Annotated in this window: 15 protein-coding genes and 1 pseudogene; 7 read left to right on the top strand and 9 right to left on the bottom strand. The window is 34.3% G+C overall.

From position 1 onward, the window contains the following. Positions 1-316: 316 nt before the first annotated feature. From odhB to DFR66_RS11765, 3 genes are all read right to left on the bottom strand, one after another. Positions 317-1,543: a 2-oxoglutarate dehydrogenase complex dihydrolipoyllysine-residue succinyltransferase gene (gene odhB, locus DFR66_RS11755; RefSeq protein ID WP_114755025.1), complete on the bottom strand. Its 1,227-nt coding sequence runs from the start codon at positions 1,541-1,543 to the stop codon at positions 317-319. A gap of 74 nt (positions 1,544-1,617) precedes the next feature. Further along, positions 1,618-2,211, bottom strand: coding sequence for a hypothetical protein (locus tag DFR66_RS11760; RefSeq protein ID WP_114755026.1), 594 nt, complete (start codon positions 2,209-2,211; stop codon positions 1,618-1,620). 17 nt (positions 2,212-2,228) lie between these two features. Next, on the bottom strand, positions 2,229-5,000 hold the full coding sequence (locus DFR66_RS11765) for a 2-oxoglutarate dehydrogenase E1 component (RefSeq protein ID WP_114755027.1): 2,772 nt from the start codon (positions 4,998-5,000) through the stop codon (positions 2,229-2,231). Between the two features lie 125 nt (positions 5,001-5,125). On the opposite strand from DFR66_RS11765, the gene DFR66_RS11770 reads away from it, so the two are divergent. Both DFR66_RS11770 and DFR66_RS11775 read left to right on the top strand, forming a co-directional pair. Next, positions 5,126-5,662 (top strand): porin family protein, encoded by a 537-nt coding sequence (locus tag DFR66_RS11770; RefSeq protein ID WP_114755028.1) that lies wholly within the window; start codon positions 5,126-5,128, stop codon positions 5,660-5,662. Between the two features lie 18 nt (positions 5,663-5,680). Continuing rightward, positions 5,681-6,241 carry an outer membrane beta-barrel protein gene (locus DFR66_RS11775; RefSeq protein WP_114755029.1) on the top strand — a complete coding sequence of 187 codons (561 nt, stop codon included), beginning with the start codon at positions 5,681-5,683 and terminating at the stop codon, positions 6,239-6,241. On the opposite strand, the gene DFR66_RS11780 is transcribed toward DFR66_RS11775, so the two are convergent. Continuing rightward, positions 6,238-6,594 (bottom strand): hypothetical protein, encoded by a 357-nt coding sequence (locus tag DFR66_RS11780; protein WP_114755030.1) that lies wholly within the window; start codon positions 6,592-6,594, stop codon positions 6,238-6,240. The two genes, DFR66_RS11775 and DFR66_RS11780, sit on opposite strands and share 4 nt — an antisense overlap. A gap of 140 nt (positions 6,595-6,734) precedes the next feature. Next, a complete protein-coding gene (locus tag DFR66_RS11785; RefSeq protein WP_114755031.1) occupies positions 6,735-7,709 on the bottom strand; it encodes a polyprenyl synthetase family protein in 975 nt (324 codons plus the stop codon). Positions 7,710-7,873: 164 nt separating this feature from the next. Here DFR66_RS11785 and DFR66_RS11790 point away from each other — a divergent pair, with 164 nt between their 5' ends. The 5 genes from DFR66_RS11790 (at position 7,874) to DFR66_RS11810 (ending at position 14,809) form a co-directional block, all read left to right on the top strand. Then, entirely contained in the window at positions 7,874-8,428 is a 555-nt protein-coding gene (locus DFR66_RS11790) for a YceI family protein (RefSeq protein ID WP_242008688.1), read from the top strand. A gap of 123 nt (positions 8,429-8,551) precedes the next feature. Beyond that, positions 8,552-9,148, top strand: a complete 597-nt coding sequence (locus tag DFR66_RS11795; protein ID WP_114755033.1) for a TetR/AcrR family transcriptional regulator — start codon at positions 8,552-8,554, stop codon at positions 9,146-9,148. 1 nt (position 9,149) lies between these two features. Further along, positions 9,150-10,490, top strand: coding sequence for a TolC family protein (locus DFR66_RS11800; RefSeq protein WP_114755034.1), 1,341 nt, complete (start codon positions 9,150-9,152; stop codon positions 10,488-10,490). A gap of 5 nt (positions 10,491-10,495) precedes the next feature. Beyond that, a complete protein-coding gene (locus DFR66_RS11805) occupies positions 10,496-11,563 on the top strand; it encodes an efflux RND transporter periplasmic adaptor subunit (protein ID WP_114755035.1) in 1,068 nt (355 codons plus the stop codon). A gap of 78 nt (positions 11,564-11,641) precedes the next feature. After that, the gene (locus DFR66_RS11810; RefSeq protein ID WP_114755036.1) at positions 11,642-14,809 is read left to right on the top strand and encodes an efflux RND transporter permease subunit; all 3,168 of its coding nucleotides are present in this window, start codon (positions 11,642-11,644) and stop codon (positions 14,807-14,809) included. Between the two features lie 812 nt (positions 14,810-15,621). Here DFR66_RS11810 and DFR66_RS11815 read toward each other — a convergent pair. The 4 genes and pseudogenes from DFR66_RS11815 to DFR66_RS11835 all read right to left on the bottom strand — a co-directional run bounded on the left by DFR66_RS11815 (position 15,622) and on the right by DFR66_RS11835 (position 21,555). Next, positions 15,622-18,252 (bottom strand): carboxypeptidase-like regulatory domain-containing protein, encoded by a 2,631-nt coding sequence (locus tag DFR66_RS11815; RefSeq protein ID WP_114755037.1) that lies wholly within the window; start codon positions 18,250-18,252, stop codon positions 15,622-15,624. A 137-nt stretch (positions 18,253-18,389) separates the two neighbouring features. Continuing rightward, positions 18,390-19,070, bottom strand: a pseudogene (locus DFR66_RS11825) (GLPGLI family protein); the annotation flags it as partial. A gap of 779 nt (positions 19,071-19,849) precedes the next feature. Next, positions 19,850-20,290, bottom strand: a complete 441-nt coding sequence (locus DFR66_RS11830) for a LexA family protein (RefSeq protein WP_114755039.1) — start codon at positions 20,288-20,290, stop codon at positions 19,850-19,852. Continuing rightward, complete coding sequence (locus DFR66_RS11835) at positions 20,281-21,555, bottom strand: Y-family DNA polymerase (protein ID WP_114755040.1); 1,275 nt, start codon at positions 21,553-21,555, stop codon at positions 20,281-20,283. Before DFR66_RS11835 ends, DFR66_RS11830 begins: the two co-directional genes overlap by 10 nt. Positions 21,556-21,881 lie beyond the last annotated feature (326 nt).

The following is a 21,881-nucleotide window of genomic DNA, read 5'->3' on the forward strand; positions in this document are numbered from 1 at the left end:
CAACTACACAAAGATATATTTTACTCAAAAACAACTTTAAACATAAGTATTACTAGCACTTAACTCTATTTTTCGACGACTAGAATATCACTGCTAATCATATATTATTTATAATTGTTGTGGTAATGTAAAGGTAAATCCTAGCTCATAATTAATTATAAATGCACTAATCGTAATTTTTTTTGTAATAAAAAAAGGTAAACGTAAAAAAAATCTAAATATATTACACATTTACCATTCTATTTTAATAAAAAAAATCCCATCTTTCGAAATAAGATAGGATTAATTTTTTTTGTCAAGTGACTAAGATAATATATTACAACTCTAAAGCTTTTTTAGGATTGTTATCCATCAATAATTCCATTGGGTTTTCTAACGCTTCTTTTACTGCAACTAAGAATCCAACAGACTCACGACCATCAATTATTCTATGGTCATAAGACAATGCTACATACATCATTGGATGAATTTCAACTTTACCATTTACAGCAATTGGACGCTCAATAATGTTGTGCATTCCAAGAATTCCTGATTGTGGAGGATTGATAATTGGTGTACTTAACATACTTCCAAAAACACCACCATTAGTAATAGTGAATGTACCACCAGTCATATCATCTACTGTGATTTGTCCGTCACGTGCTTTAAGAGCTAATCTTTTAATGTCAGCTTCAACTCCACGGAAAGTCAAGTTTTCAGCATTACGAACTACAGGAACCATTAATCCTTTTGGACCTGAAACTGCAATTGAAATATCGCAAAAGTCGAAAGCAATCTTATGATCACCATCCATCATTGAGTTTACATCTGGGAAAAGTTGCAATGCTCTGGTTACTGCTTTAGTAAAGAAAGACATGTATCCTAAACCTATTCCGCCATGTTTTGCTTTGAACGCATCTTTGTATTCATTACGAATCAAATTGATTGGCGTCATGTTTACTTCATTAAAAGTAGTCAACATGGCCGTTTCGTTTTTAGCGGCAACTAATCTTTCTGCCACTTTACGACGCAACATAGATAATTTAGTACGCTCTGTTCCACGAGATCCACCTGTAGGAGTTCCCATTGAAGGCACTGCATTTACGGCATCATCTTTAGTTATTCTTCCGTCTTTTCCAGTTCCTGTTATAGAGGCTGGCGCTATATTTTTTTCGTCTAATATTTTTCTTGCTGCTGGAGATGGAGTTCCTGAAGCGTAAGTTGCTGCTGGAGCTGCTGCTACGGGAGCCGCTTTTGGTGCTTCTGCTTTAACTTCAGCTTTTGGTGCTTCAACTGCCGCCGCTGGTGCATCACCTGCTGGTTTTGCTGCACTCGTATCAATTAAACAAACTACCGCTCCTACTGCTACTGCATCGCCTTCTTCTGCTTTTAAAGTAATGATTCCGCTTGCTTCTGCTGGCAATTCTAATGTTGCTTTATCAGAATCAACCTCAGCAATTGCTTGGTCTTTTTCTACATAATCTCCGTCTTTTACCAACCAAGTTGCAATTTCAACTTCCTTTATAGATTCCCCTGGTGACGGGACTTTCATTTCTAAAATCATGTTCTATTATTTTAAATTATGAATTTTAATTCTTGTTACAATTACTTATGTTTTTTTATTTACTAGCAATTGAATTATTTGCCTGTTTCTAAATTTGAAACATAATTACTATTTACTGTCATCGTAGGATAAACTTCTCCTTCTGCTTTTCGTTTGGTATATTTCTCAATAGAACGTTTCACTAAATCTTCTTGATCTTTTTTGGCTTCAGCCAAATCATCTTCACTTATAGTATATTCTTTAGCTCCTGAAATAGCTTTTAATATTCCTTCTTTTTTTCTTTCGTACTTTTTGATATTCTTATAATTATTAAAATCATTATCAAAAGGCATTAATTTTACAGCTGCTTTAAAAGCACCCATTTGAGGTTCCGAATCAATTATATAAACTTTACCCGCTTCTAATTCTGCTTCTAAAAAGTCAGTATTTTCAGATTTAGACCAAAATAAATGTTTTCCAGGTTCACATTCGTAAACCAAGTATTTTCCATAATTAAATTTACCTAAATATTTTTCCCCATCAAAATATTTAAAATTGATCAAAAAACCTGTCGCTGTCGCTCTTGTAAAATACACTAATGATTTTCCTTCGCTAGGTTTTTTTAATTCTTGAGAATAAGAAAAACTGAAAATTAAACTAAAAAATAATAAGGTTAAAAGTTTCTTCATAAGTACAAAATTTGAGTTTATCTAAATAAATTTTTATCGAAAACCATTTTTATAGCATCGGCATGACGGCGTTTTGCTCTTGTATAACTTCCTGCCGCTGGAGCTGCATATGCTTTTAGTGAAGCTAATCTCCATTTTACTAAATCAAAATTCATCAACATGTAACTGTAAGCTCCCATGTTTTTTGGCTCTTCTTGTGCCCAAACATAATCATCAACATTTGGATATGTAGCGATAATTGCTTTTAATTGTTCTACAGGCAATGGAAATAATTGTTCGATTCTAACAACTGCTACATCTTTACGACCGTTATTTTCTCTTTCGGCAGTAATGTCATAATAGAATTTACCTGTACAGAAAACCAGTGTTTTCACATCAGCTTTAGTTACTGTTGCATCATCGAATGTTTCTTGAAAACTACCTGTTGCTAATTCCTCTACTGTAGATACACATCTTGGATCACGCAACAAACTCTTTGGTGTAAACACCACAAGTGGTTTACGGAAAGTGGTTTTCATTTGTCTTCGCAACAAGTGAAAAAAGTTGGCTGGTGTTGTACAATCAGCAACATACATATTATGTCTGGCGCAAAGTTGTAAATAACGTTCCATTCTTGCTGAGGAATGCTCTGCTCCTTGACCTTCATAACCGTGTGGCAATAATAAAACAATTCCGTTTTGATTGTTCCATTTGTCTTCCCCACAAGAGATATATTGGTCAATCATAATCTGGGCTCCATTACTGAAATCCCCAAATTGCGCTTCCCAAATGGTCAGTGTATTTGGATTTGCTAAAGCGTACCCATAATCAAATCCTAGCACACCATATTCAGATAAAAGAGAGTTATAAATATTAAACTTCCCTTTTTTATTTTCGACTGCATTTAATAAAACAACTTCTTCTTCAGAATCTTCTACCTTCACAACAGCATGACGGTGAGAGAAAGTCCCACGCTCTACATCCTGACCAGAAATTCGAACATCAAAACCTTCGGTCAAAAGTGCACCGTAAGCTAAGGTCTCTGCAGTTCCCCAATCGATGGTATTGTTGTCGTATCCAGTTTTTCTATCGGTAACAATTTTACTGATTTTGTTGATAAACTTCTTATCAGATGGCAATGTAGAAACCGTTTTTATAACGGAATCTAATGCTACTTTAGGAAATGAAGTGTCTACTTTTTTAAGCATTTCAGCATCAGAAACTTGCTCAAAACCTTTCCACTCATTTTTCATAAATGGAGTAATAATAGTCAAATCTTTTTTACGGGATTCTTCTAAATTTACCTCCAAGTTTGATTTGTATTCATGTTCCAATCCTTTTACAAAAGTGCTGTCAACAACACCTTCTGCAAGCAACTTATCCATATATATGTCACGTGGATTTTTGTGCTTTGCTATGATTTTGTACAATACAGGCTGAGTAAAACGAGGCTCATCACCTTCATTATGCCCGTATTTTCGGTATCCTAATAAATCGATAAAAACGTCACGACCAAATTGCATTCTGAAATCCAATGCAAATGACATGGCATGTACTACGGCTTCAGCATCATCCGCATTTACGTGTAGCACTGGCGAAAGCGTTACTTTGGCAACATCCGTACAATAGGTAGACGAACGCGCGTCAAGGTAATTAGTAGTAAAACCTACTTGATTATTGATTACAATATGGATTGTCCCTCCAGTTTTATAACCGTCTAGTTGTGCCATTTGTACTATCTCATACAAAATCCCCTGACCTGCAATTGCAGCATCTCCGTGAACGGCAATTGGTAATACTTTTGAGAAATCGTTAGGGAAATATTTGTCTTGTTTTGCTCTTGTAATTCCTTCAATAACCGCACCTACAGTTTCTAGGTGAGAAGGATTTGGAGCCAAATTGATATTTATATTTTTTCCAGAGCTTGTAACTTTGTCAGCGGTAAGTCCTAAATGGTACTTAACATCCCCATCAAAATATTCCTGGTCGTAATCTTTACCATCAAACTCTCCAAAAATGTCTTGAGTTGATTTGCCAAAAATATTTGCCAAAACATTTAAACGGCCACGGTGTGCCATTCCCATTACAAATTGCTCTACTCCTTTTTCGGCTGCTTTTTCTATTAAAGCATCCAAAGCTGGTATGATTGATTCTCCACCTTCAAGAGAAAAACGTTTTTGACCTACATATTTTGTATGCAAAAAGTTTTCAAAAGAAACGGCTTGATTCAATTTATTTAGAATTGATTTCTTTTCATCCAATGAAAATTTAGGTTGATTATCATTGACCCCTAATTTTTTCTGAATCCATTCCACCACTTCTGGATTACGAATATACATGTACTCCACTCCAATGTGCTGACAATATATGGTATCAAGGTGAGTTATAATTTCCTGAAGCGTACAAGGCTGTATGTTGATAACCTTTGCAGCATCAAAAACAGTGTTTAAATCTGCTGATGAAAGTCCGAAATTAGAAATATCAAGTGTAGGCGATGAAGTTCTTCTTTCACGAACTGGATTTGTCTTGGTAAACAAGTGACCTCGTGAACGGTATCCATCTATCAATTTCAATACATTAAATTCCTTTTGAAGCTTATCCGATACTAAATTAATATCTGAATTAGTTGCCGCAAAATGAGCGATTTGTTCCACTTTGTTCTCCTCATTGTAAGTCGCCATCCCAAAATCGAAACCTTGAAAAAAACTTCTCCAACTTGGCTCAACGCTGTCTGGATTTTCTAAATATTGATCGTATAATTGTGCGAAAAATTCGGTATGTGCTGCGTTTAAAAATGAAAACCTATCCATAATATGTAGTGAATATACTTTTTTGTTAAAATAGTTTGGCAAAAGTACAATAATAGAATAAATTTATTATTTATTTTAAGATACTTTTACGTTATATATTGTTAAAAAACTAAAAACTTATAACCATGAAATGCTTTTTCAATCGTTTTAAAACCCTTTTTGTCTTGTTTGTCTTGTTTTTTTCTAATGAAATGCAAGCACAACAAAACAACACTACTGCTCCAGCAGAACCACAATTTTGGGACAAAGTACAATTTGGAGGCGGAATAGGTCTTGGTTTTGGATCGGGGTTTACAGATATTTCTTTGGCACCCAGCGCCATTTACAATGTAAATGAATATGGCTCTCTAGGACTTGGTTTGCAATATAAATACTTGAAACAGCAAAACAGTTTTGCATCACACCTATACGGAGGAAGCGTTATTGGGTTATTAAATCCTTTACCAGAAATTCAGCTTTCTGCAGAATTAGAGCAACTTAGAGTAAATGTAAACGCAGATGGATCTAATGGTAATTCTCAAAGTTTTTGGAATACTGGTTTGTTTTTAGGCGCTGGTTACCGCTCAGGATTTGCCACTATGGGTGTGCGCTACAATGTCCTTCAAGATGAAAACAATATTTACGGAAGCCGTTTTATGCCTTTTGTGAGATTTTATTTTTAACAAAAAACTTAAATAATTATGAAAAAACAACAAATCATTTGCAAGATTATCATTTACTTATGCCTATTTATTGGCTGTCCAAAAATATTTTCGCAAACCTCAAAAGATAGTATCACTCAAAAAGTAGCTGATACAACTGTTTTTAAAAAACCAGAAAAATTAAAATTCGGTTGTGGATTCGGAATAAACTTTGTTGGGGGTACAAATATTAATGTTTCTCCTAACTTAACATACATTATAAGCGATAAAATAGAAGTGGGAGGAGGATTACAAGGAAGTTACGCAGCAATAAAAAATTTACAAAACACAACTACTTTTGGGGCAAACGTATTAGGGCGATACAATCCAGTAAAAAAATTAACGACTTTATTAGAATTTTCTGAATTAAGAGTTATCACTAAAATAGATACTCCAACAGAGAAAAGCACCGATAGTTATTGGGACTCTGCCTTATTTGCAGGAGCTGGATATAATATTACAAGTAAAATATCAGTTGGTGCTAAATATAATTTTCTATATAAAGAAGGAAGAAGCGTTTATACTAGCCCTGTGATTCCTTTTGTAAATATTTCTTTTTAATTTGAATATTTATTCCTGAACCACACTTTTTGCCATTCTCTTTTTAGAATTAAAAAAGAGACTTGTTCCGCTAGAACAACTAAATCTGAGCCATCGAGTTTTTTAATTTCATCTTCAGATACATCAATGATATAAAGTAAATTGAGATACTCCGCAAATTTATACTGAATGAGTCGGTAGATTTTTTCATGTAATTGTAACTTCAACTCCGTGGGAGAAGTACTCAACGGGAAATCTACAGCTTCATTAGCTAAATTAAAATCCTTGTTTAGTTGTTCTACTAATTTTAAGTACAAGTTGTCGCCCTCTGCTTCAGCAAGAAGTAAATCAGTATTTATAGGTGCTACAAACATATTTTAAAAATTTCGATGGCAATATCTAGTTCAATTTTCAATATTGCTATTGGGTATAATTTACTTCTTTTTAAATACTAAATATCAATTTTCAATATCAAGAATGCTCTTGAATTTTTGAGACTGTGATTGAGATTGAATTACACTTTCCTTCCCATCAGGTTTTCACCAAAGGTTCTCAACATTTGCTTTTTCTCTACACTAATATTCATCTTATCTAGAGTTTGGAATGCCTTAAACGTATAATCTTGAATGGCATCTTGAGTAGCTTTAGACGCACCAGAACTATTAAAAAGTGCCTTTACTCGCTCTATCTTATCAGTGCTGTCTTCTGGTTGATTAGAAAACAACCTTTTCAGTTCTTCCGCTTCTTTTTCATTTGAGAACGCAACAGCTTTAAGGTATAAATAGGTTTTTTTGTTTTCAATGATATCGCCGCCAACTTGTTTTCCAAAAGTTTCTGGGTTTCCAAAAGCGTCTAAAAAGTCATCTTGTAACTGAAAAGCCAATCCTAAATTAAGACCAAAATCATAGATTAAATTTGCATTTTCTACTGAGGTTTCTGCAATGATAGCTCCCATTTTCATAGCTGCCGCTACAAGAACCGCTGTTTTGTACTGAATCATTTTAAGATATTCCTCGATAGTCACATCGGTACGATCTTCAAAATCAACATCCCATTGTTGTCCTTCGCAAACCTCGAGTGCTGTTTTACTAAAAAGCTTAGCTAAATCCCTAAAAATTAAGGGTTCGTATTGCTCAAAATATTGGTAAGCTAAAATCAACATAGCATCACCAGATAAAATTCCGGTGTTGATATTCCATTTTTCATGAACCGTTTCATGCCCTCTTCGTAAAGGCGCATCGTCCATAATATCATCGTGTACTAATGAAAAATTATGAAAAACCTCAACAGCTAGTGCTGCCGGAAGCGCTTTTTTGTAATCCGCATCAAACACTTCAGCACTCATCAAGGTAAGCACAGGACGCATTCTTTTACCTCCAAGATCTAAAATATAATGTATTGGCTCGTATAAGTTTCTAGGTTCTTTAGTTTCATATTGAGATTGCAAATAATCCGAAAGAAACTCTTGATACTGGTAAATGGAATGCATAAAATAATTTTTTGGCTAATTTACAGTATTCAATTTGTATTACAAACTCCCTTTTGTGAACAAATGTTAAATAAATCAAAATACATTGGAAACTATTTTAGTATTCGAAGTTTCCTTGTTACATTTGCCAACTAAAATTTAACATTTTTAAATTTATAGCAGCTTTGAATAAATTACAAACACAACGCCAACGAATTATGAAAACAAAATGGACAGTTGACTCGAATCAATCAGATGTTCTGATAAAAATGAGACATTCGATAATCGCGTATCTGGCTGGCTCAACAAATAAATTTAACGGACATATTGATATTGAGGACAATGAGATAGAAGATGCTTCAATCGAATTTTATTTAGACATCAATAACAAAGATTCAAAGCTAGAGCAAATAGATACTAAACTGGTATTAAACGACTTATTTGAAATTAATAAATTTCCTGTTATTAGTTTCAAGTCAACTTCATTCGAAAAAGTAAATAAGAATATTAACTTTTTGAAAGGTAATCTTACCATCAAAAACATCACAAAAGTTGTAGAGCTTGATGCTGAATTCACGGGGTTCAACACGTATGATGGCAATCAAAAAGCTGCTTTTGAAATAACAGGTCATATTAATCGCAAGGATTTTGGTTTGAACTACACCTCATTTAATCAAACAAGCGGTTTAGCTATAGGGCAAGATATTAAGTTTATGGCAAACTTAGAATTAACAGCTTAACAAGAAAGTCAATGTTAAATAATTATAAAACTTAAGGAAACTATTTTTGTTTTCAAAGTTTCCAAAATATATTTGCATCAAATTTAACAGTTAAAAAAAATACAACTGATTAAAAACAAAAAAATGAAAGAGAAAATTATATCAAAAGCGAAGGAAATGTTTTTGAAACTTGGTTTCAAAAGCATCACTATGGATGATATTGCTGGAGAAATGTGTATTTCAAAGAAAACAATCTACAAGTATTTTGCTAATAAAGAATTGCTTGTAGAGGAAAGCGTTCAAGTAATACATACCGAAGTAAACAACATTATCAATACGATAACTTCACAGGATTTTAATGCCATTGAAGAAAATTTTGAAATCAGACGCATGTTTGAAAACATGTTTAAGTCCACAGATACTTCGCCAGTGTACCAACTCAAAAAACACTACCCCGAAGTGTACCAAAAAGTGTTATCAGATCAAGTTGAAATGTGTGAAACCTGTTTTAGAAAAAACATCGAAAAAGGAATTGCACAAGGATTGTATCGAAAAGATTTAAATAAAGATGCTTACATCAAGTTTTACTACACATTAATTTTTTCGATAAATGAAAACATTCGATCAGAACGAGAAGCCTTTGCACTTGAGTTGGAAGCACTACAATACCATACCAGAGCCATGGCAACAGACAAAGGAATTCTGGAACTAGAGAAAAATTTAATTAAATCAAGCTTATAAAATGAGAACAACAATAATACTAATGACCGTGCTGCTTTCCCTGAGCATCAATGCACAAGAAATAAAAAATCTCACCCTGAAAGATGCTATCACGTATGCTCTTGAAAACAAAGCCGATGCTAAAAAAGCAAGATTACAAATAGAAAAAGGAGAATATGAAATTCAAGAAGTGCGATCCAGAGCTTTGCCTCAAATAGCAGCAAACGGAAGTTTAAACTACAACCCTATTTTACAAACTACAGTAATTGACGGAGCAGGTTTTGGCGCACCAGGAACTACCATTCAAGCCGCTTTTGGTCAAAAATGGAACTCAACAGCAGGAGTTTCCCTAAATCAAGCGTTGTATGACCAAGCCGTATTTATAGGTTTAAAAGCCGCTAAATCGACACGAGAGTTTTATCAAATAAACGCACAATTAACAGAGGAACAGGTTATTGAGCGCGTGGCCAATGCGTATTATCAAGTTTACGTAACGCGTCAAAACCTGACTGTATTAGATAATAATTTAAAAAACACTCTTAAAGTTAAGGACATTTTAAAAGGACAATATGATAACGGTCTTGCTAAAAAAATTGATTTAGATAGAACGCTGGTTCGTATCTCAAACATCAATACACTTCGCCAGCAAACTCTGAACGCTGTTACGCTACAAGAAAACGCTTTGAAATTTTTCATGGGTTTACCTGTAGCCACGGCCATTTCTATTCCCGAAACAGAATTTGAGATTACACCAAGCGCACTTTCATTAGCAGCAGATACGACAACACGAACTGAATATTTGTTACTTAAAAAGAACGAACAATTATTAGAATACCAAAAAAAATCTATTGAGGCGGCTTATTATCCAAGTTTATCACTAAATGCTGGATATAACTTCATCGGTCAAGGTCCAGAGATGCCTTGGTTCAGGAAGCCTTCAGATGGTGTGTACTGGTCAGACTTTGCTTCTGTAGGACTAAATTTACGAGTTCCAATATTTTCAGGATTTGGAACAAAAGCAAGAGTAAGCCAAGCTGATAACAAACTTGCTTCTATAAAGGTAGACTTAGAGGAAACAAAACTGGCATTAGATTTACAATACAGCAATGCAAAAACGCAAATCGAGAATAGTATTGTATCGATCAACAATCAAAAAGAAAACTCAAAACTTGCTCAAGAAGTTTTAACAAATACGAACAACAATTACATTCAAGGCTTAGCGTCACTTACTGATTTACTTGAAGCAGAAAGCGAACTTGTTGTAGCCCAAAACAATTACACCACGGCGTTGTTAGATTACAAATTAGCCGAAATACAATTAATAAAAGCAAAAGGAGAACTAAAAACATTAACCAATAAATAATCAAAATGAAAAAAATTATCATAACAATAGTTGTAATTGCTGCCTCTCTAGGAATTATTGCTTACATACTTACCAATAACAAACAAGAGAACGAAGCTAAAACTGCGATTGTAGCAGAGAAAAATGCAACTATATCCGTAAGAACTGATGTGGTAAAAATAGAAGTAGTATCTCTTGACTTTGTTTCAAACGGAAATTTTGAACCAGTTCAAGAACTTAAATTTTCTGCTGAAAAATCAGGAAAAATAACTAAAATTTTAGCTAAAGAAGGAGATTACGTGAGCGTAGGACAAACTCTTGCTATCGTGCGTAGTGATGTCGTGAATGTAAATGCTCAAAATGCAAACGCTATTTATCAAAACGCTGTTGCTGATTACAACCGATTTGAAAACGCATTTAAAACTGGTGGTGTAACCAAGCAACAACTTGATCAAGCAAAATTACAAATGGTAAATGCTAAGTCACAATTGACTCAAGCAAACATAAACGTAGGTGACACTAGAATCAAAGCACCAATAAGCGGATTCATCAATAAAAAACACATTGAAGTAGGATCTATCATTACAGGAATGCCTGCAACACAATTGTTTGATATTGTTAATGTATCTAAATTAAAATTGAAAGTTAACGTAAACGAAAGTCAAGTAGCTGGATTAAGAGTAGGAAGCACAACTAATGTAGTTGCAAGCGTTTATCCTGACAAAACTTTCTCGGGAAAAATAACTTTCATTGCCGCTAAAGCTGATGAAACTTTGAACTTCCCAGTAGAAATAGAAATTACAAACAATTCCAACAAAGATCTTAAAGCAGGAATGTACGGTACGGCAAAATTTGCATCAAATCAGCAAAAACAAGCCTTGAGAATTGTTCCAAGAAATGCTTTTGTAGGTAGTGTAAGTAGCAACCAAGTATTTGTAATTGAAAACGGAACTGCCAAGTTAAAAACAGTAACCGCTGGTAGAATCCTAGGTGATAAAGTAGAGATTTTAGACGGCCTTCAAGAAGGAGAACAAGTAATTGTAACAGGACAAATCAACTTGCAAGACGGAAGCAAAGTGGAGGTTATTAAATAGATTAAAAATTTGTTTCAAGTTTAAAGTTTAAAGTTACAAAACTTGAAACCTGAAACTTGAAACCTGAAACTAAAACATATGAAATTAGCAGAAATATCCATAAAACGTCCGTCGTTAGTGATTGTATTGTTTACAATCCTAACTCTCGGAGGACTATTTAGTTACAGCCAATTAGGCTATGAGTTGATCCCGAAATTTGAAACCAACGTGATTTCGATTGCAACGGTTTATCCGGGTGCTTCACCTAGTGAGGTCGAAAATACCATTACCAAAAAAATTGAAGATGCCATCTCATCCTTAGAAAACATCAAAAAAATAGATTCTAAGTCTTTTGAAAGTTTATCCTCAGTTTCGATAACATTAACATCTAATGCTGATGTAAATATCTCTATGAATGATGCGCAACGTAAAATAAATGCCATCATCAATGACTTACCAGATGACGCTCAGGCGCCTTCATTAAACAAGTTTTCGTTAAGCGATTTACCAATCATGACCATTGGTGCCAACGGAAAAATGGACGAAGTTGCTTTTTACGACTTAATAGACAAGAAACTTGCACCGGTACTTTCTCGTGTGCAAGGAGTAGCTCAAGTTAATATAACTGGTGGTCAAGAGAGAGAAATTCAAGTAAACCTTGATGCCGTAAAAATGCAAGCCTACGGACTCTCAATTCCTCAGGTGCAACAAAATATTTTATCCTCTAACTTGGATTTCCCAACAGGGAACATTCAAACTCGAGAACAAAAAATATTAATCCGATTAGCTGGAAAGTATAAATCCGTAGAGGAGTTAAGAAACTTAATTGTATCCTCAAGAGGTGGAATCCAAGTTCGTTTAGGCGATGTTGCAGATGTACAAGACACGCAAAAAATTACGGAGAAAGTGGCTCGTGTAAACCAGAAAAGCGCCATTATTTTACAAATTATCAAGCAATCTGATGCCAACGCAGTTGCTGTAAGTAAAGAATTGGTAAAAACCATTGCTAAACTGGAAAAAGAATATAAGGCTGCCGATTTAAAACTAGAAATTGCAAAAGACAGTACTGTTTTTACACTTGAAGCTGCTGATGCTGTAGTGCACGATTTGCTTATTGCCGTTCTTTTAGTGGCTTTTGTCATGCTGTTTTTCTTGCATAGTATTCGAAACTCTTTGATTGTAATGGTATCTATCCCTGCTTCGTTAATTGCCACTTTTATTGGGATTTACTTGATGGGTTACACCTTAAACTTAATGAGTTTATTAGGATTGTCACTGGTTGTAGGTATTCTTGTGGACGATGCGATTGTAGTTCTTGAAAACATTTACAGGCACATGGAAATGGGCAAAAACAAAGTTCGAGCTGCTTATGATGGTACAGCCGAAATTGGTGGAACTGTAGTATCGATTACGCTTGTAATTGTGGTTGTGTTTTTACCAATTGCATTGAGTTCTGGTCTGGTTTCTAATATTATTACGCAATTTTGTGTCACGGTAATTATATCCACTTTATTATCATTAGTTGCTTCGTTTACTATTATTCCATGGTTATCATCTAGATACGGAAAATTAGAACATATTGAAGGTAAAAACCTTTTTGGAAGAGTCATTCTTGGTTTTGAAAGTTATTTAACCCGTTTCATCAACTGGATCTCTGGATTACTGACATGGTCTTTGGATCATTATAAAACAACACTTGCCATTGTTTTAGTTATATTCTTTAGCTCAATTGCATTAGTACCAGCAGGATTTATTGGTGGTGAGTTCTTTGCAGCATCAGATAGTGGTGAGTTTTTAGTTCAAATCGAAATGCCAAAAGATGCTTCACTAGAACAAACCAACTTCATGACTCAAAAAGCAGAAGCCTTTTTAGACAAAGAAGATTTTGTCCATAGTCAATTTACCATTGTGGGTCAGACTAGTGGTGGCATGGGAGCTTCTCAATCTACTGCTTATAAATCAGAAATTAACGTGAAAATGGTAGGGCTTGACAAACGCGATGAACCTGCAAATGTGTATGCCGCTAAAACCAAACGTAAATTAGAAAAATTATTAGTGGGTGCCAAAGTAAAAACGGTTCCCGTAGGTATTTTAGGAACAGCTGAAGATGCTACTTTAGGACTTATTGTAACAGGTCCAGATGTAGAAAGCGCTATGAAATTTGCAAAAGCAGCCGAAAAAGAATTACGTACAATTCCTGGAGCTACTGAAATTGAATTATCAGTAGAGGACGGAAATCCTGAAGTAAGCGTAAAAGTAGACAGAGATAAAATGGCGGCACTTGGTTTGAGTTTACAAACCGTAGGTATGACTATGCAAACTGCTTTTAGTGGAAACACAGACGGACGTTTTAGAGCTGGAGAATACGAGTACGATATCAATATTAAGTATAATGCTTTCGATAGAAAAAGTATTGCTGATGTAAGCAACTTGATATTCATAAACGATATGGGTCAACAAATCGAGTTAAATCAATTTGCAACGGTAACTGAAAGTTCTGGCCCAAGCCAATTAGAGCGTAGAGACAAAACAGCGTCTGTAACTGTTAAAGGCCAAAATGTTGGTGTCGCTTCTGGTACGATTGTATCGCAATGGGAAGAAAAAATTGAAAACTTAAAGAAACCAGTTGGTGTAGATTATATTTGGGGGGGACAAAAAGAGAATGAAACAGAAGGTTTTGGAACCTTAGGAATTGCTTTATTGGCAGCTATTATCTTGGTATACCTTGTAATGGTTTCGTTATATGACAGTTTTGTACACCCATTTGTGGTATTGTTTGCTATTCCACTTTCGTTTATTGGCGCACTATTAGCCTTGGCTTTGACCAATAATACGCTGAATATTTTTACTATTCTTGGGGTGATTATGTTAATTGGTCTGGTTTGTAAAAACGCGATTATGCTTGTGGATTATACCAATCAGCGAAGAGCTGCTGGTGAGAGCATAAGAACAGCATTAATTCAAGCGAATCACGCACGTCTTCGTCCAATTTTGATGACTACCATTGCCATGGTATTTGGTATGTTCCCAATTGCATTAGCATCAGGAGCTGGTGCCGAATGGAAAAACGGATTAGCTTGGGTAATTATTGGTGGATTGATTTCGTCCCTATTTTTGACCTTGATTATTGTTCCGGTAATTTATGAAATCATGGAGAAATTAATTGCTAAATTCTCTAAAGGAGAAAAAGTAAATTATGAAACTGAAATGATAGCTGATTACGAACATCGCGAATTAAGTGAAGACGGATTTACACCAAAACACTAACACCTTCACTCTTCATAAAAAAACGACCTGCTCTTTATAGATGCAGGTCGTTTTTTTTTGGCTTATGTTTAATGGAATTAAAAAAATGTTTTCTTGTTTTAACTACATTATTTAGTTTATTACTGTAGCCTTTTTTTGTCTCATCGAGCGCAGTCGGGACGTCACAACGGTTCTCGACTGCGCTCGAACTGACAATGGAACTATCATTTAGTTTATTACTGTAGCTTTTTTTGTATCATCGAGCGCAGTCCAGATGTCACAAAGGTTCTCGACTGCGCTCGAACTGACAATGAAATATCATTTGGTTTATTACTGTAGCTTTTTTTGTCTCATCGAGCGCAGTCCAGATGTCACAAAGGTTCTCGACTGCGCTCGAGCTGACAATGGAACTATCATTTAGTTTATTACTGTAGCTTTTTTTGTCTCATCGAGCGCAGTCCAGATGTCACAACGGTTCTCTACTGCGCTCGAACTGACAATATGAATATCATTTGATTTATTACTGTAGCCTTTTTTGTCTCATCGAGCGCAGTCGAGACGTCACAACGGTTCTCGACTGCGCTCGAACTGACAATGGAACTATCATTTAGTTTATTTCTGTAGCTTTTTTTGTCTCATCGAGCGCAGTCGGGATGTCACAACGGTTCTCGACAGCGCTCGGACTGACAATGGAAATATCATTTAGTTTATTACTGTAGCCTTTTTTGTCTCATCGAGCGCAGTCGAGATGTCACAAAGGTTCTAGACTGCGCTCGAACTGACAATGGAACTATTTTAGAATAACATTGATGCAGACCTTAAATTAAGAAATTTTACAACGAAAATCTAACTTTGAATAACAATTGCCTTGGTCTTAATAGAAAATTAGTTGCCACATAACTAAAATCATTGACATTGATGGTCTTGAAATTATTGGTGTCAAAAACATTGTTCACTTGCATCTCAAAATCAATTTTTTTCTTTTGAATCGTGTATCGATAAATAAAATCTGCAAATACATTTTCGTTTCTTTCATTGAACAAGGTCGTGTTTACATATTCTGTTTTTAAACCTACATATTGTTTACTCTTCAAATTAAAATTAAGATTCAAAACATGATTTTGTTGTTTTACTTGCGGTTGTTTTAGTTCCTCTAATTTGTTATTTGAAAACGTCCAACTTCCTGCGTATTCCAAGTTAAGCCATTCTGTTAAATCGGTATCTATTTTACTTCCAAAAATTAAATTTTGATTTGCTATATCTACTAAATTACCATTAATGCTTTGCTGAAATTCCTGCAAAGCAAAACTACTATTAAGCGTTAGATTTGACTTAATTGCTGAAACATATTTCCCAATTCGGGTTGAAAAATTATGACTGTATCTTGTATTTAATTGTTCAATCGCCTCAATTGCAACTGCTCCATTTGCTAAAACTTCACTTTGGTACAGTAAATTATTCTCATTTTGCACATTGCTGTAGCTGGAATTAAAAAAAAGTGATTTTACAGGATTCCTAAATGAGACTGCCACATTAAAATTTTGAATTGTGGATTGTGGCAAGGGAGAATCAATTCTCTTAATGCTTCGGTAATTTTGTAAAATATAACCGTAATGCAACTGGTTTATAGTACCAAATTGATTCGAAATTCCTGCCGAAGAATTAATTTTCCAATAGGAATTTATATCATAGTTCACTGTCAGTCTAGGTTCAAAAGTAGTTTGACTTACATTTTCCAACTGTTGAAGTGGAGCGTCTTTTATTTTATACGAATGCAAATTAATTGGGGTTGACAATTCAATTCGCCAATTCGCTTTTTTAAATTGAGTTTGCAAATCAACATACATTTTAGAACGAAACCAATCTAAAGTATTCGAAAAATCAGGACTTAAAACGCTATTAGTTGATGTAGCTATATCACTATTGAGTTTTTGATTTTCTAATTGCAAACCTACTTTTGACTCCAATGTAAAATACTTTACCGCTTTGATCATCGATAACGTATTGTTTGTGTAATAGGTGAGTAAATCTGTATGTTGTGTAACGGAGTCGTACGGCTTATTTTCGTTAAGCAAACCATCAAACTGTCCGGGATTTACGCGCAGTTCTTGTGGTGTTTTGTTTAAACCTAGGTATGAAAAAAGTACAAGCTTTTGTTTTCCTAATGAAAAAATTGATTTCAAATTATTTGAAAACCTAAAATATTCATTACTCAACTCCTGCTTTAAACCTTCGTTATTCAAAACGATATTCCCGCGCTGACTATCCCAAAAGCCCTGAAACTCCAGACTGTTTTTAAAATAATTTTTGGTTGTATTTTTTTGAAGTGTAAAATTTGTTTGTAAAGAATTGTAATAAAATTGATTGTATTTTTCTTCTAGCAATGCAACTGTACCCGAAGGTGTAAAAAACTGCGTATTGGTAAAACCCTTTTGCTGTTGATAATCGTTTAAATACGAAACATTCACACGCAATTCATAGTCTTTCTTTAGCTTCTGCAAATAATTGCTTGACAATAAGTGAATGGAATTATCAAGCCATCTCTTTTCAGAAAATTTCGGATTAGCTAATTGCTGTACTGCAAGCCAATCTATTTTCTCTGAATTGTTTTCAAATTGATTTAGTAAATCTTCAATTGTTACCTTTTTAAGCTGCGACGCCACATTATCTCCCGTATTATTCGTTTGGTAGGTAGTGAGCATTTGTCTTTTTTTAGAGAAAAGCATCGGTGTAATATTGGCATCCCAAAGTAAGGGGCCAAAACCACTTCCAAGCCTAGCTTGACCTGTAAAAGTATAGGAGTTTTTAAGTTTGATATTGAGCGCCGTTCGATCAGAAAACTGTAAACTATCCAGTGTTTTTATAGGCTGATGGTTCTCCAGAATTTGTACTTGAGAAACCTCTTGATAAGGCAGGTTGTCATTGGCTAAATTGTATTTCCCTTCTAACAAATCTAGACCTTCAATGTAATACTTATTAATAGCTTTACCTTGGTATAAAATTTTACCATCAGGTAGCACTTCAATTCCTGGCATTCTCTTTAGCACATCACCAATGCTTCGGTCTTGCTCTTTTGAAAATGAATTTACCAAATAGCGCAGCGTATCACCTTTTTGTAAAATAGGCGCTGCTTTTACAGAAACCTCCTTTAAGACAAATGACTTTTCAGAAAGAATGAAATTTTTAGTTTGCGTAGTATTATTAATTGCACTTGATACGGTTTCATATCCCATACAGCGTACCTCCACATCTACTTTTGGATCAGGACTGACAAAGGTAATTGCAAACATACCCTTACTATCTGTAATGGCATAAGCTATGATAGCAGATGATGATTTTTTATAAATGGATACACTAGCACTAACAATTACCTTGCTTCGTGTATCCGAAATTTGCCCTTTAATTACGGTTTGAGCATACAGGCAATTACATAAAAATAACAGCAACCAAAAAACTATTCGCATTAATCTGTAAGTTCCATAGGATTGTTTTCAAACTTCATCTTCTCCTTGGCTCTTTGATCGGCTAAATCAAGCATTTCTTTTGGAAAAGTCATTCCACCCGAATTAATCAAGGTTGATGGTTTTTCCTTGTATCTCTTTTTTAGTTGTTTATACTCTTCATAAGTTATTTGTGTAGGTTTTTGTAATTGCTCCCCTGTATTACAAAAACTAGAACTATTTTTTATACTCGAAACAGTAAATTGATAATGTTTATTGGTATCATAAATCGATAAAATTAAACCCGGTAAACCATGAAATTTATATGGCCCATCGGCTATACTAATTTCTGTGGTATACCATGCAACTTAAGTTCTACCAGCAAACTCCGTTGTTGCTTTTTTACAGTTATAGCCTAATATTTCTTTTTGCTCCTCTTGTAATTTCCAATCAAACGTATCTAAATTTTGACTGTATGTATAAGTACCTTGTCCAATTTTGTCACAAAAAATAGTTCGATTAGTAGCAAACTCTTTTACAATAGTATAATGCAGTTTTGTTTTAGGTAGCGATTTTCTATCAGGAAGACCATCGGACTCTTTCCAATTTTTCTCCAAATCATTTAATTTCATGTTATTCAAACTAATGTAAAAAGAAAAATTTTTGGCGATTTTCAATACCATTTGCTCTTTCTGTTTGCTAAGAGTATCCCCTTTGTTCACTTGGTATGAATAATCATAGGTGATTTCATACCGTAAAGTATCTTTTGGGAAATTTTGAGCGTAAGTTAAAACTCCTGAAAATTGGAAAATAATTAGCAGTAAAAGTAATTTTATATTCATTTTTGTTTTTTTTAAATAGGGCTAACTCAGCATCAAAAATCATATCAATTTAGGAAGAACTTTATTTTATAATTCTCTCATTTCAAAAATTATCAAGAGATAAAAAGGATCTATTTTACAATATTTAACAAACTCTACATAACATTTCTGCAAAAGCTTTGACCTTTGTTTGTTGAATTTGGCATTTATCCCTTCTCGATATTTTTTATCGTTTCTACCTTAATTTTACATTTATTGTGAATACAAATTAACCAATAAGTATGAGTAACAAAGAATATAAGACTACGTTTTGAGCTTAATATAACATGTAATTGCAAGACAAATCTGAAAATAAAAAAACAAAAATTACAAACCTTTAACATTTAATTAGCAATATTATTAGTGTTTTTCAGAAACTTACTCTCTTTTAAAATAATTTAAAAACTTACTGTCAGAATATTGAAAATCAAAGCTCTTTTCTAGTAAAGTACATGTAGCGTACAAAGTTGAAAAAATTCCTGATTACGACCACCGAGAATTAGGTGAGGATGGAGTTACACCCAAGCACTCAATGTCATTAAGTTAGGTGTTTATTTGTCATTCCGACGAAGGAGGAATCTCTGTTTGTTACGTACGTTTGTTGAGATTCCTCCTTCGTCGGAATGACACAATCATAGGAATTATTCCTTAACTTAATGACATTGCCCAAGCACTAACACCTTACCACATCAAAACAAACGACCTGCATCTATCAAGAGCAGGTCGTTTGTTTTTATCAAAAAATTAAAATTATTTGGTAACTACAGCTTTTTAATCACGTAGGTCACAATACCCCAAATGATAAGTTCGTTCTCTTCGGTGACCTTTATGGGTGGATAATCTGAGTTTTCTGGCATGAGATACAAACAATCTTTTTCTACCTTCATGCGCTTAACGGTAAACTCACCATCAATGAAACAAATGGCTATTTTATTATTTTGCGGCTCTAAGCTTCGGTCAACAACAAGTACATCCTTGTCATCAATACCTGCATCAATCATAGAGTTTCCTTTGACCTTAATATAAAAAGTTGCCAGCGGATTTTCACTCAATTGTTTGTTCAAGTCGATACTCATTTCCATAAAATCAGCGGCTGGCGATGGAAATCCTGCTGAAACTCCTTCGTTTATAAAAGGAATACGCAATTCACTTTCAAAATCAGGAAAGTAAAAAGTAAGTTTGGATGTTTTGTTTACTGGCATTTTATTTCAAGTATATCTTTAAAACTGGTGGTGTATCTAGGTGACAAATGGTTTTGTTTCATATTCCAGGTCAAACTTAAATTCTGCGAGGCTAATTTTATTTTCTTGTCGCCTATTTTAGCATTCAACCCATCAATTACTTTCATTAGTTGCAAGTGTTTGGGGTTTTCTTCCTCAAAAAGATCAAACTGTTTTTTATTTTCATCAATAAGTTCAGTAACAATAACACCTGCTTTTTTAAATTTTAAATGCTCATTACCTGCATGAAGCTTTTTAAGTAAGGCTATCGCAGCATTAGCAATAGTCAACGTAGAGTTAGACCCATATGGCAATGTTACTGCGCAATTAAAATAATATTTAGATGTTTGTATGCTATGCTTATCTACAACTAGCATGACTATTATGGTGTGGCAACATGATTTTTGCTTGCGTAATTTCTCTGCGCATTGGGCTGCAAAAGTTGCTACACGCTCTCGTAATAAATCAAACTCCGCAATTTGTTTAGGGAAGCTTCTGGTAGTAGCAATACTCTTTTTTTGAGTAGCAATAGGCTCAAGGTCTAAAACTGATTTACCTTCTAGTTCATACTTGAGACGCATTCCCAGCACACCCATTTCTTTCTTTATCCAGGCTTCGTGTTGGGGTGCTGTAAAATCTAAGGCTGTTGCAATATTTCTAGTTTTCATTTTTTTATTCCATCGATATCCTATACCCCATACATCTTCAATCTTAGTCCATTTAAGCGCTTTAACTCGTTTTTCTTCGCTATCAATAACATAAACACCTTGCGTTCTATCTTGAAATTTCTTTGCAATCTTGTTAGCTACTTTTGATAATGCTTTGGTTTCGGCAAAGCCAATACAAACCGGAATACCTACCCATTTTTGTATACGGTTCTTCATTTGAACCCCATACTGGTGATAGTCCTCAAGTGACAATCCATCAAAGTTTAAAAAAGCTTCATCAATACTGTAAATCTCTACATTTGGTGTAAACTGTTCTAAAATCTTCATTACTCGGTTGCTCAAATCACCATACAAGGCATAATTTGAAGAAAATAATTGCACATCATGCAGTTTTACAATCTCTTTAATTTGAAAAGCCGGCGCTCCCATTCCTATTCCTACTGCCTTCGCTTCATTACTACGTGAAATAACGCAACCGTCATTATTAGATAAGATGGCAACAGGTTTCCCGTTGAATTTCGGCTGAAAAACACGTTCACATGAAGCATAAAAATTATTACAATCGACTAGTGCGTACATAGTACAAAATTACTCAATATCCGTTGATCTCTATTGGTAACAAAAGTTAATTTTGGACAGTGTTGATAACTAGTTGTAGCAAGTAAGTTCTAAAAAACAATAACACAATCCTGTTTTCTAAATTATTTTTTTACTTCTTTTTTATTTTTCAACTTCTTGATTTTAAATATATTACACAATAATAAAATTGCACAAGCACTAATTAAAACTAAAGTCTCAGATTACCATTATTTTTTTCTGGCACGCTACTTGAATATACCTATACAACTAAACAGTTATAGCGAAAGCCGAAAAGCTCAAGAGTAGGCAAAATTCAAAATTGAAGT

Source organism: Flavobacterium glaciei (assembly GCF_003350545.1).
Lineage (GTDB): Bacteria > Bacteroidota > Bacteroidia > Flavobacteriales > Flavobacteriaceae > Flavobacterium > Flavobacterium glaciei.

Excerpts from the sequence above, each read along its gene's own strand:
- DFR66_RS11775 (WP_114755029.1), top strand. The coding sequence starts at position 5,681 with ATGAAAAAACAACAAATCATTTGCAAGATTATCATTTACTTATGCCTA.
- DFR66_RS11765 (WP_114755027.1), bottom strand. The coding sequence starts at position 5,000 with ATGGATAGGTTTTCATTTTTAAACGCAGCACATACCGAATTTTTCGCA.
- DFR66_RS11795 (WP_114755033.1), top strand. The coding sequence starts at position 8,552 with ATGAAAGAGAAAATTATATCAAAAGCGAAGGAAATGTTTTTGAAACTT.
- DFR66_RS11810 (WP_114755036.1), top strand. The coding sequence starts at position 11,642 with ATGAAATTAGCAGAAATATCCATAAAACGTCCGTCGTTAGTGATTGTA.
- DFR66_RS11780 (WP_114755030.1), bottom strand. The coding sequence starts at position 6,594 with ATGTTTGTAGCACCTATAAATACTGATTTACTTCTTGCTGAAGCAGAG.
- DFR66_RS11770 (WP_114755028.1), top strand. The coding sequence starts at position 5,126 with ATGAAATGCTTTTTCAATCGTTTTAAAACCCTTTTTGTCTTGTTTGTC.
- DFR66_RS11800 (WP_114755034.1), top strand. The coding sequence starts at position 9,150 with ATGAGAACAACAATAATACTAATGACCGTGCTGCTTTCCCTGAGCATC.
- DFR66_RS11835 (WP_114755040.1), bottom strand. The coding sequence starts at position 21,555 with ATGTACGCACTAGTCGATTGTAATAATTTTTATGCTTCATGTGAACGT.
- DFR66_RS11830 (WP_114755039.1), bottom strand. The coding sequence starts at position 20,290 with ATGCCAGTAAACAAAACATCCAAACTTACTTTTTACTTTCCTGATTTT.
- DFR66_RS11805 (WP_114755035.1), top strand. The coding sequence starts at position 10,496 with ATGAAAAAAATTATCATAACAATAGTTGTAATTGCTGCCTCTCTAGGA.
- DFR66_RS11785 (WP_114755031.1), bottom strand. The coding sequence starts at position 7,709 with ATGCATTCCATTTACCAGTATCAAGAGTTTCTTTCGGATTATTTGCAA.
- DFR66_RS11760 (WP_114755026.1), bottom strand. The coding sequence starts at position 2,211 with ATGAAGAAACTTTTAACCTTATTATTTTTTAGTTTAATTTTCAGTTTT.
- DFR66_RS11815 (WP_114755037.1), bottom strand. The coding sequence starts at position 18,252 with ATGCGAATAGTTTTTTGGTTGCTGTTATTTTTATGTAATTGCCTGTAT.
- odhB (WP_114755025.1), bottom strand. The coding sequence starts at position 1,543 with ATGATTTTAGAAATGAAAGTCCCGTCACCAGGGGAATCTATAAAGGAA.